The organism is Micromonospora sp. ATA51 (assembly GCF_016802855.1).
Lineage (GTDB): Bacteria > Actinomycetota > Actinomycetes > Mycobacteriales > Micromonosporaceae > Micromonospora > Micromonospora sicca.
Genome location: NZ_JAEVHJ010000238.1, coordinates 1 through 10379 on the forward strand (window position 1 = coordinate 1; position 10379 = coordinate 10379).

At 74.2% G+C, this 10379-nt stretch carries 9 protein-coding genes and 4 pseudogenes; 9 read left to right on the forward strand and 4 right to left on the reverse strand.

What is annotated here, in order from left to right; genetic code table 11:
• Window positions 1-561, reverse strand: a pseudogene (locus tag JNW87_RS27740) (GNAT family N-acetyltransferase); the annotation flags it as partial.
• Between the two features lie 79 nt (window positions 562-640).
• Here JNW87_RS27740 and fdxA point away from each other — a divergent pair.
• The 5 genes and pseudogenes from fdxA (at window position 641) to JNW87_RS27765 (ending at window position 4475) form a co-directional block, all read left to right on the forward strand.
• A complete protein-coding gene (fdxA, locus tag JNW87_RS27745) occupies window positions 641-967 on the forward strand; it encodes a ferredoxin (protein ID WP_007464872.1) in 327 nt (108 codons plus the stop codon).
• The gene (gene dapC, locus JNW87_RS27750; protein ID WP_109801790.1) at window positions 964-2070 is read left to right on the forward strand and encodes a succinyldiaminopimelate transaminase; all 1107 of its coding nucleotides are present in this window, start codon (window positions 964-966) and stop codon (window positions 2068-2070) included. Before fdxA ends, dapC begins: the two co-directional genes overlap by 4 nt.
• 19 nt (window positions 2071-2089) lie before the next feature.
• Window positions 2090-3127 (forward strand): prephenate dehydrogenase/arogenate dehydrogenase family protein, encoded by a 1038-nt coding sequence (locus JNW87_RS27755; RefSeq protein ID WP_109801776.1) that lies wholly within the window; start codon window positions 2090-2092, stop codon window positions 3125-3127.
• 51 nt (window positions 3128-3178) lie between these two features.
• Window positions 3179-3829, forward strand: a complete 651-nt coding sequence (locus JNW87_RS27760) for an SIMPL domain-containing protein (RefSeq protein ID WP_109801777.1) — start codon at window positions 3179-3181, stop codon at window positions 3827-3829.
• Window positions 3829-4475 (forward strand): annotated as a pseudogene (locus JNW87_RS27765) (nucleoside/nucleotide kinase family protein). The gene JNW87_RS27760 and the pseudogene JNW87_RS27765 overlap by 1 nt, the downstream one beginning before the upstream one ends.
• 81 nt (window positions 4476-4556) lie before the next feature.
• Here JNW87_RS27765 and JNW87_RS27770 read toward each other — a convergent pair.
• On the reverse strand, window positions 4557-5114 hold the full coding sequence (locus tag JNW87_RS27770) for a sugar O-acetyltransferase (RefSeq protein WP_109801779.1): 558 nt from the start codon (window positions 5112-5114) through the stop codon (window positions 4557-4559).
• 56 nt (window positions 5115-5170) lie between these two features.
• Entirely contained in the window at window positions 5171-6130 is a 960-nt protein-coding gene (gene dapD / locus JNW87_RS27775) for a 2,3,4,5-tetrahydropyridine-2,6-dicarboxylate N-succinyltransferase (RefSeq protein WP_109801780.1), read from the reverse strand.
• A 24-nt stretch (window positions 6131-6154) separates the two neighbouring features.
• Between dapD and dapE the strand changes: the two genes are divergently transcribed.
• Window positions 6155-7228 carry a succinyl-diaminopimelate desuccinylase gene (gene dapE, locus JNW87_RS27780; RefSeq protein WP_109801781.1) on the forward strand — a complete coding sequence of 358 codons (1074 nt, stop codon included), beginning with the start codon at window positions 6155-6157 and terminating at the stop codon, window positions 7226-7228.
• A 77-nt stretch (window positions 7229-7305) separates the two neighbouring features.
• On the opposite strand, the gene JNW87_RS27785 is transcribed toward dapE, so the two are convergent.
• Complete coding sequence (locus JNW87_RS27785; protein ID WP_201749624.1) at window positions 7306-7473, reverse strand: hypothetical protein; 168 nt, start codon at window positions 7471-7473, stop codon at window positions 7306-7308.
• A gap of 155 nt (window positions 7474-7628) precedes the next feature.
• On the opposite strand from JNW87_RS27785, the gene JNW87_RS27790 reads away from it, so the two are divergent.
• The 3 genes and pseudogenes from JNW87_RS27790 to JNW87_RS27800 all read left to right on the forward strand — a co-directional run.
• A complete protein-coding gene (locus tag JNW87_RS27790; RefSeq protein WP_109801782.1) occupies window positions 7629-8483 on the forward strand; it encodes a TIGR00730 family Rossman fold protein in 855 nt (284 codons plus the stop codon).
• Window positions 8484-9028, forward strand: a pseudogene (locus JNW87_RS27795) (TIGR00730 family Rossman fold protein).
• A 144-nt stretch (window positions 9029-9172) separates the two neighbouring features.
• Window positions 9173-10282: pseudogene (locus JNW87_RS27800) on the forward strand (UvrD-helicase domain-containing protein); the annotation flags it as partial.
• Window positions 10283-10379 lie beyond the last annotated feature (97 nt).

A 10379-nucleotide genomic window follows, 5' to 3' on the forward strand; every position in this document is an offset into this window, starting at 1 on the left:
GCGCCGACCGGCGCGGCGAGCGGCAGCGGGGTGTTGACCATGGCCGGCTGGCGGTGGTCGGCGTACCAGCGCTCGACGGCGTCCAGGGCGGCCGGGAGCTCGGCGCCGACCGGCGCGGCGAGCGGCAGCGGGGTGTTGACCATGGCCGGCTGGCGGTGGTCGGCGTACCAGCGCTCGACGGCGTCCAGGGCGGCCGGGAGCGGGCGGTCCGGGTCGCCCACCGGCAGCGCCGAGTTCGCCCGGCCGGTCCAGCCGTCGGCGCTGCGCAGCCAGCCAGTCGCCGAGCCGACCGCGGACGGGGGCGGGCCACGCCTCGTCGGCGGCCAGTTCCAGGGCGACCACCGCGGCGGCGGTCGGCCGGCGGGCCGGCGGCACCCGCTTGGCCCGGTGCACCTCGCCCACCGGGACCCGCAGCCGGCCCTGGGCGGTCGCCAGCGTGATGTGGGTCTCGCTCACCTCGACCAGCTCCCCGAGGGCGTCGGAGAAGAGCGGCCGGCCTTCGCGAATCCCCACAATCCGGCGGACCACGATCCGGTGTCCCACGTCCTGCTGCCGGAGCACCATTCATCCCCTCCCCGGCGAGATACTAGGCTCTTACCGTCGCGGGTGATCGCGGCGAGTCTTGCGGAGGAGAAGACCGGTGACCTACATCATCGCCGAGCCGTGCGTCGATGTGCTCGACAAGGCATGCATCGAGGAGTGCCCGGTCGACTGCATCTACGAGGGCAATCGGATGCTCTACATCCACCCCGACGAGTGCGTCGACTGTGGTGCCTGTGAGCCGGTCTGCCCGGTCGAAGCGATCTTCTACGAGGACGACGTCCCGGAGCAGTGGAAGGACTACACCGGGGCGAACTACGAGTTCTTCGAGGACCTCGGCTCGCCCGGCGGCGCCTCCAAGATCGGCAAGGTGGAGAAGGACGCCACGTTCGTCGCCGCCCAGCCGCCGCGCGGAGAGGGCCACTGAACCGGCCCGCGCCGGTCTCGTCGCGGCTGCCCGACTTCACCTGGGACACCCTGGACGCCGCGGCCGCGACGGCAGCGGCGCACCCGGACGGTCTGATCAACCTCTCCATGGGCACGCCGGTGGACCCGGTGCCCACGGTGATCCGGCAGGCGCTCGCCGACGCGTCCGACGCCCCGGGCTACCCGCTGACCGCGGGCACCCCCGCGCTGCGGGAAGCCATCGCGGCGTGGGTCGCCCGGGCCTGCGGCGCCGGCGTCGACGGGCTGGGGGTGCTGCCGACGATCGGCTCGAAGGAGCTGGTCGCCTGGCTGCCCACGCTGCTCGGCGTCGGCTCCGGTGACGTGGTCGTGGTGCCGTCCATCGCCTACCCGACGTACTCCGACGGGGCCCGGCTGGTCGGCGCCACCACCGTCCGCACCGATTCGCTGACCGCGGTCGGCCCCACCTCCCGGGTACGCCTGGTCTGGGTCAACTCGCCCGGGAACCCGACCGGCCGGGTGCTGCCCGCCACCCACCTGCGCAAGGTGGTCGACTGGGCCCGCGAACGCGGCGCCGTGGTCGCCAGCGACGAGTGCTACCTGCCGCTGGGCTGGGAGGCCGAGCCCGTCTCGATCCTCTCGCCGGAGGTATGCGGCGGGTCGTACGACGGCGTGCTGGCGGTGCACTCGCTCTCCAAGCGCTCCAACCTGGCCGGTTACCGGGCCGGCTTCGTCGCCGGTGACCCGGCGCTGGTGGCCGAGCTGCTCAAGATCCGCAAGCACGCGGGCATGATCGTGCCCGCCCCGGTGCAGGCCGCGATGGTGGCCGCGCTCGGCGACCAGGCGCACGCCGACGCCCAGCGGGAGCGCTACCGGGCCCGCCGCGAGCGGCTGCACGCCGCGTTCACCGGCGCCGGCTTCACCGTCGAACACTCCGAGGCCGGACTCTACCTGTGGATGACCCGGGACGAGGACTGCTGGGAGACCGTCGACTGGCTGGCCCGCAGGGGCATCCTGGTCGCCGCCGGGGTCTTCTACGGCCCGGCCGGCTCCCGGCACGTCCGGGCGGCGCTGACCGAGTCCGACGAGCATGTCGCGGCGGTCGCCGGCCGGTTGCGCGGCTGACCCCGGGGCTGCTGCGGCGATGACCGACGGGGTGAGCGACAAGCGCCCGGTCCTCGGCGAGCGTACGGCCGCGGTGATCGGTACCGGACTGATCGGCGGGTCGGTGCTGCTGCGGCTGCGCGCGGCCGGGCTGGACGTCGCCGGGTGGGACCCGGACCCGGCCACCCGCCGGTACGCCGACGCGCAGGGCGTCGTCGCTCCGGACACCCTGGAGGAGGCGGTCGCCGGCCGGGACGTGGTGTTCCTCTGCGGTCCGCTGCCGAGCCTGCCGGGGACGCTGTCCCGGGTCGCCGCCGCCACCGACGAGCACTGCGTCCTCACCGACGTGGGCAGCACCAAGGCGCAGGTGGCCGCCGCCGCCGGCGCGCTGGGGCTGGGACATCGGTTCGTCCCCGGTCATCCGATGGCCGGCGCCGACCGCGCGGGTCTCGCCTCCGCCTCCCCGGGGCTGCTCGACGGGGCGGCCTGGGTGCTCTGCCCGACCGGGTCGGGGATGGCCGCGTTCCGGCGGCTCGCCGCGCTGGTCATCGACGTCTTCGGGGCCCGGGTGGTGCCCATGTCCGCGCCGGAGCACGACGTGGTCGCGGCCCTCTCCTCGCACGTGCCGCACCTGCTGGCCGGTGCGCTGGCCGGGGCGGTGCAACGGTCCGCGCTGCGTGAGGCGGTGCTCGCCCTCGCCGCGGGTAGCTTCACCGACGGCACCCGGGTGGCCGGCGGCCCGCCCGACCGGACCGCGAACATGCTGCTGGCCAACCGGGGACCGGTGCTGACCGGGCTGGATGCGGTCCGGGTCGTCCTCGACGACCTGGCCGACGCGCTGCGGGCCGGTGACCGGGCCACCCTGACCGCCCTGCTCGACGAGGGCCGCGCCGCCCGCGCCGCGGTGCGGGGCCGGCCCTTCACCGCCCACCGCCGGGAGTTCCGGGCCGGGGTCGACCACGCGGGGGAGCTGGCGTACCTGCGGGAGCTGGGCGCGGCCGGGGGCCACCTGACGGAGTGCCGGGTCGAGGCCGGGGCGGTCGCCTACACCGGGCACCTGCCGGGGCCGCCGGGCTGAACCGCGCCCCGCGCCCCCGCGCCCGGGACGGCCCGCGGTTAGGGTGAGGGCATGGCGGACGCACCGGTGGTGGCGGTACGCGGCGAGGCGTACCGGGAGGTCGCCCCCGAGCTGGCCGAGTTCACGGTGACCGCGACCGCCCGGGACCGCGACCGGGAGACGACGTTGACCCGGCTGGCCGAGCGGGCCGCCGCGGTCCGGGTGCTGCTCGACTCCTCCGGCCCGGCCATCGAGCGCCGGGAGACCGGCCAGCTGCGGGTCTGGCCCGAGACGAAGCGCTCGGGCGAGCGGGTGGTGGCATACCACGGCAGTGTGGGCACCAGCGTCACCGTCACCGACTTCACCGCGCTCGGCGAGCTGATGCTGCGCCTGGCCGACCAGGACCAGGTCGAGGTGGCCGGCCCGTGGTGGTCGCTGCGGCCGGACAGCCCCGCGTACCGGGAGGCCCGGCACGCCGCGATCGCGGACGCGCTGGCCCGGGCCCGGGAGTACGCGGAGGCGCTCGGCGCCCGGGTGACCGCCCTGCTGGAGCTGTCCGACACCGGTACGGGCGCCCAGCCGATGATGGCCCGCGCCGTGTTCGGCAAGGGCGCCGGCGGGCGGGCCGACGTCGCGCCGGAGCTGGAGCTCGACCCGCGCCCGCAGTCGGTGCAGGCCGCGGTGGAGGCGCGTTTCACCATCAGCGAGCCGGTGCTCGGCTGATGCCTCCGGCGCAGGTCCTGCCCTTCGACGAGCTGGCCGCCCGGGCGCGGACCCTCGCCGCGGCCGGTCCGCGGCAGCTGCTCGGCATCGCCGGGGCACCCGGGGCCGGCAAGTCCACGCTGGCCGAACGGCTCGTCGCGGCGGTCGGGCCGACCGCCCGGCTGGTGCCGATGGACGGCTTCCACCTCGCCCAGTCCGAGCTGGTCCGGCTCGGCCGGCAGGAGCGCAAGGGCGCGCCGGACACCTTCGACGTCAACGGGTTCGTCTCGGTGCTGCGCCGCCTGCGGCGGCTGGAGCCGACCTCGGTCTGGGCGCGGCGTTCCGCCGGGATCTGGAGGAGCCGGTCGCCGGGGCGATCGAGGTGCCGCCCGAGGTCCGGCTGGTGGTGACCGAGGGGAACTACCTCCTGCTGCGGGACGAGCCGTGGGAGGAGGTCCGGACCCTGCTGCACGAGATCTGGTTCCTCGATCTCGACGCCGAGCTGCGGCTGCGTCGGCTCACCGCCCGGCACGAGGCGTACGGGAAGTCGCCGGAGCAGGCCCGGGCCTGGGCGCTCGGCAGCGACGAGGCCAACGCCGGCCTGGTCTCCGGCACCGCCGGCCGCGCCGACCTGGTGGTACGCCTGACCGAGCCCCCGCCCGGGTGACGGCACCGCGCGGCGCAGCAGCCAGGCCACCCGGGCCCGTTCCCGGTGGAACTCCGGCGCGTGCCCTGCGGTTGGACGCGGTCAGGCGAGTTCGCGTACGACCCGGGCGGGGTTACCGACCGCGACCACATTGGCTGGCAGGTCCTTGGTCACGACGGCTCCCGCGCCGACCACCGCGTTCTCGCCGATGGTGACCCCGGCGAGGACGACGACCCCGCCGCCGAGCCACACGTTGTTCCCGATGGTGATCGGCTTGGCCGCCTCCCACTTGGCCAGGCGCGGCTCCGCCTCGATCGGGTGGGTGGCGGTGAGGAGTTGGACGTTCGGTCCGATCTGGACGTCGGCGCCGATGACGATCCGGGCGACGTCGAGGAAGACGGCGTTGAAGTTGACGAAGCTGCGCGGGCCGATGTGGGTCTGCCAGCCGTAGTCGCAGTGGAAGGGCGGCCGCACCCAGGTCTCCTCGCCGAGCGAGCCGAGCAGTTCCCGCAGCGCCGCGAGCCGGCCCTCCGGATCCTCCGCCGAGCTGGTGTTGAAGCGTTCGGTCAGCCGGGCGGCGCGGTCCAGGTCGGCGATGATCTCGGGGTCGTCGGCGAGGTACGGCTCGCCGGCGAGCATGCGTTCCCTCATGGAGCTCACCGGGTGATCATCCCTGGACCCCTCGTCGTTTTGTGCCACCGTCGCGGTGTCCGCCGTCAGTCGTTGGCGTGCAGGGCGGCGTTCAGCTCGATGCCCCGGCCGCTGCGCTGCTTCGCCTCCAGCGCCCCGGTGACCGAGTTGCGCCAGAAGAGCAGCCCGTCCACGCCGGAGAGCTCGCGGGCCTTGACCACCCGGCCGTCCGGCAGGGTGATCTTCGAGGCGGCGGTGATGTAGCAGCCCGCCTCCACCACGCAGTCGTCGCCGAGGGAGATGCCGACACCGGCGTTCGCGCCGATCAGGCTCCGCTCGCCGATGCGCACCTTCTCGGTGCCGCCGCCGGAGAGGGTGCCCATGATCGAGGCGCCGCCGCCGATGTCGGAGCCGTCGCCGACCAGCACGCCCTGCACGATGCGTCCCTCCACCATCGAGGTGCCCAGCGTGCCGGCGTTGAAGTTGACGAAGCCCTCGTGCATCACGGTGGTGCCGGCGGCCAGGTGCGCGCCGAGCCGGACCCGGTCCGCGTCGGCGATCCGTACGCCGGCGGGGACCACGTAGTCGGTCATCCGGGGGAACTTGTCCACCCCGTACACGGCCAGGTGGCGGCCGGCGGCCCGCTCGATGACGCGCAGCTCGTCGACCCGCTCCGGCGGGCACGGCCCGGCCGAGGTCCAGGCCACGTTGGCCAGCTTGCCGAAGATGCCGTCGAGGTTGAGCTCGTTGGGTCGCACCAGGCGGTGGGAGAGGAGGTGCAACCGGAGGTACGCGTCGGCGGCGTCCTTGATCGGGTCGTCCAGCGAGCCGATCACGGTGGTCACCTCGACCGTACGCAGACCGGGCAGCGCCCGCTCGCCGACCGCGCCCGGAGGCAGGTCCAGTACGTCGGCCTGGTCCTCCCCGGGGACCAGCGGCAGCTCGCCGAGGCCCAGCTTGCCGGTCGGGTACCAGGTGTCGAGCACCTGATCGTCAGCGGTCACGGTGGCCAGGCCGATGCCCCAGGCAGACTGCGCGGTCGTCACGATTGTGACGGTACCGTGCCAACCATGGAGAACCCGTTGACCCCCGAGGTCTTGGCTGATCCGGTGGCGCTCACGCGCGCCCTGGTCGACATAGAGTCCGTCTCCCTCAACGAGAAGGCGATCGCCGACTGCGTGGAGGAGGTGCTGCGCTCGGTGCCGCACCTGACGACGTTCCGGCACAGCAACACGGTGATGGCGCGTACCGACCTGGGCCGGGCGCAGCGCGTGGTGCTCGCCGGCCACCTGGACACCGTGCCGCTCAACGACAACTTCCCGTCCACCATGCGCGGCGACCTGATGTACGGCTGCGGCACCTCCGACATGAAGTCCGGGGTGGCGTTCGCGCTGCACCTCGCGGTGACCCTGCCGGACCCGCGCTACGACGTGACGTACTTCTTCTACGAGGCCGAGGAGATCGAGTCGAGGTACAACGGCCTCACCCTGGTGGCCGAGGCGCACCCGGAGTGGCTCGAGGCCGACTTCGCGGTGCTGCTCGAGCCGACTTACGGGATCGTCGAGGCCGGCTGCCAGGGCACCATGCGGGCGATCGTCACCACGCACGGCGAGCGGGCCCACGCGGCCCGGTCCTGGCACGGGGTGAACGCCATCCACGGCGCGGGCGAGGTGCTGGACCGGCTGCGGTCGTACGAGGCGCGGCGGGTCACCATCGACGGCTGCGACTACCGCGAGGGCCTGAACGCGGTGCGGATCACCGGCGGGGTGGCCGGCAACGTCGTCCCGGACCGCTGCGAGATCGAGATCAACTACCGGTACGCCCCGGACCGCGACCCGGCGGGCGCCGAGGCGCACCTGCGGGAGGTCTTCGCCGGCTTCGACCTGGCGGTGACGGACGCGGCGGCGGGCGCGGCCCCCGGCCTGGACGCGCCGCCGGCGCAGGAGTTCCTGGCGGCGGTGGGTGCGGCCCCGATCGGCAAGCTGGGCTGGACGGACGTGGCCCGGTTCGCGGCGATGGGCATCCCGGCGCTGAACTTCGGCCCCGGCGACCCGAACCTGGCCCACCACAAGGACGAGCACGTCGAGCTCACCAAGATCCGCGACGGCGCGGCCACCCTGCACCGCTGGCTCGCCCCCGCCTAACCCGCCCCTGAGACGATCAAGAGGTTCGCGTCACCGGATCCCGGTCGACGCGAACCTCCTGATCGACGGTCGACCGGTCAGCCGGCCGGGGTGAGGGACTGGTCCGCCGGGGGGCGGGACTCGGTCGGGTCACCGCTGAGGTCATGGGCTTCCAACTGCCGGGCGCGGCGGCGCTCCGCCACCACGTCCCGGATCCGCCGCTGCATCTGTCGCCGGATCCGGATCATCTCGCTGTTGCTGATCACGCTTGCTCCTCCCCCGAAGGCGCGCGCCGGGGCATACCCGGTATGTGAATAGTAAGACGTACGGGCGACCGAATTAGTTGCCCAAGATCCCGAACAATTTCCCCGGCTCGCCGGCCCGCACACCCGGCCGCCCCGGCTCCACTACGGTGGCTCCCATGAGCCAGAGCAACGGGCGGCAGCAGCCCGGCCCGGACCGGGGACGGGAGCGGCACCGGGGCGCCGTCACGCTGCGTCGCGGCGCCATCCCGACCAGCACCGCCGACCAGCGGCTGCTCGACTCCCGGGGGCGCGGCGACTGGAAGACCAAGGACGCCTGGCGGGCGCTGCGCATCCTGTCGGAGTTCGTCGAGGGCTTCGACACCCTGGCCGACCTGCCGCCCGCGGTCAGTGTCTTCGGCTCGGCCCGGAGCATGCCGGAGAGCCCGGAGTGCCGGATGGCCGAGGAACTGGGCGGCGCCCTGGCCCGGGCCGGGTACGCGGTGATCACCGGCGGCGGTCCGGGCGTGATGGAGGCGGCCAACCGGGGGGCCAGCGAGGCGGGCGGCCTCTCCGTCGGGCTCGGCATCGAGCTCCCGTTCGAGCAGGGCCTCAACGACTGGGTCGACCTGGCCATCGACTTCCGCTACTTCTTCGCCCGCAAGACCATGTTCGTCAAGTACGCGCAGGCGTTCGTCGTGCTGCCCGGGGGCTTCGGCACCATGGACGAGCTGTTCGAGGCGCTCACGCTGGTGCAGACCGGCAAGGTCACCCGCTTCCCGGTGGTGCTCATGGGCGCGGACTATTGGCGCGGGCTGCTCGACTGGCTGCGGGACAGCATGGCCGCCGAGGGCAAGATCGGGCCCTCCGACCTGGAGCTGATCTGCCTCACCGACGACGTCAACGCGGCGGTCCGGCACATCGTGGAGGCCGAGGCGGTGCTCTCCGCCGAGCAGGAGGCGATCCGCGTGGAGTCGGTCGCCCGCGCCGAGGCGGACCAGCGGGCCGCCGCCGACGAGGGCGGGAAGGGCTGAATGGCCGCCATCTGCGTGTTCTGCGCGTCCTCCCGCACCCTCGACCCACGCTGGCTGGACCTCGCCGCCGAGACCGGCGCCGAGCTGGCCCGGCGCGGGCACACCCTGGTCAGCGGCGGCGGCTGCGTCGGGATGATGGGGGCGGTGGCGGACGGCGCGCGCTCCGCCGGCGGGTACACCCTCGGGGTGATCCCGCAGGCGCTGGTGGACCTGGAGGTCGCCGACCTGGCCTCCGACGAGCTGCTGATCACCGAGGGCATGGCCGGCCGCAAGACGCTGATGATCGACAAGTCGGACGCGTTCATCACCCTGCCGGGCGGCTCGGCACCCTGGACGAGCTGTTCGAGGTGTGGACCACCGCCACGCTCGCCATGCACGCCAAGCCGATGGTGCTGATCGACGCGGACGGCTTCTACCGCCCGTTGCTCGACTGGCTGGGCGGCCTGGCCGACCAGAACTTCCTCAAACCCGCCGGCCTGCACCTGCTCACGGTGGCCCGAACCGTCCCCGAGGCCCTCGACATCCTCGAATCCCGCCTTACCTGACGCCAGCCCCGCCGCCGCTCGATCATGAAGTTGTCGTCGTCGATGCCGGCGTGTCGGGGCGACAAACTCATGATCAACGTGAGTTGGGCGCGAGGGTGAGATGGTGTCGCGGGAGGTGTCGTACGGGCGTGGTGGGATGAGCTGATGCAGGCGTACCGGCTGGTGCGTCGGCCTGGCGAGGCGGTCCGGGGGGACGGGCCGTCCGGCGGGGCGGCGCGGGGGGACGGTCGGTCCGGAGGGACGACCGCGGCGGAACGCCGGCCCGAGGGGTCGGCGGGCGATGACGCGCACCCCACGGTCCGGCTGGCCGACCCGGCGCAGGCCGAGGTGGTGGCGCACACCGACGGGCCGATGCTCGTCGTCGGCGGTCCGGGCACCGGCAAGACCAGCACCCTGGTCGAGGCGGTCGCCGCCCGGGTCGCCGAGGGCGTCGACCCGGAGCGGATCCTGGTGCTCACCTTCGGCCGGCGGGGCGCCACCGACCTGCGTCACCGGATCGAGGCGCGGATCGCCGGGGACGGGCACCGGGTGGTCCGCGAGCCGCTGGTGCGGACCTTCCCGGCGTACGCCTTCGGTCTGCTCCGCCGGGCCGCCGCCGAGCGGGGCGAGCCGTCGCCCCGGCTGCTCACCGGTCCCGAGCAGGATCTGATCATCCGCGAGCTGCTCGACGTGGTCGGCGAGGAACCCGACGACGACCCGGTCGGCTGGCCGGAGGACCTGCGCCCCGCGCTGCGCACCCGGGCGTTCGCCGCCCAGCTCCGCGACCTGCTGATGCGCGCCGCGGAGCGCGGCGTCGGCCCGGTCGAGCTGGCCCGGCTGGGGGAGAAGCTGGGCCGCGCCGACTGGCCCGCGGCCGCGCGCTTCCTCCGGGAGTACGTCGCCGTCCTCGCCCTGCGCGACGTGAGCAACCGCGGCTCGGTGGCGTACGACCCGGCCGAGCTGGTCCGGGCCGCCACCGGCATGCTGCTCGACGACCCGGAGCTGCTGGCGGCCGAGCGCCGCCGGCTCGCCCACGTCTACGTCGACGAGCTGGCCGACACCGACCCCGCCCAGCTCGACCTGCTCGCCGTGATCGCCGGCGGTGGCCAGCCGCTGGTCGCGTTCGCCGACCCGGATTCGTCCACGTACGCCTTCCGCGGCGCCGACCCGGCCGGGGTGACCGCCTTCCCGCACCGGTTCCGCACCGCCTCCGGCGCGCCGGCCGCCCAGGTCGTGCTCACCACCTCGTACCGGGCCGGCCCCGGGCTGCTGGCCGACTGGCGGGAGCGCCAGAGCAGGTAGAGGCCGACCACGCAGAGCGTGACGATGCCGAAGACGCTGAACACCTTCTGGTAGACGGCCTTGGTGGCCT

Bases quoted from the DNA above. Each gene is read 5' to 3' on its own strand.
- JNW87_RS27755 (WP_109801776.1), top strand. From the start codon at position 2,090: ATGACCGACGGGGTGAGCGACAAGCGCCCGGTCCTCGGCGAGCGTACG.
- JNW87_RS27760 (WP_109801777.1), top strand. From the start codon at position 3,179: ATGGCGGACGCACCGGTGGTGGCGGTACGCGGCGAGGCGTACCGGGAG.
- dapE (WP_109801781.1), top strand. From the start codon at position 6,155: ATGGAGAACCCGTTGACCCCCGAGGTCTTGGCTGATCCGGTGGCGCTC.
- JNW87_RS27790 (WP_109801782.1), top strand. From the start codon at position 7,629: ATGAGCCAGAGCAACGGGCGGCAGCAGCCCGGCCCGGACCGGGGACGG.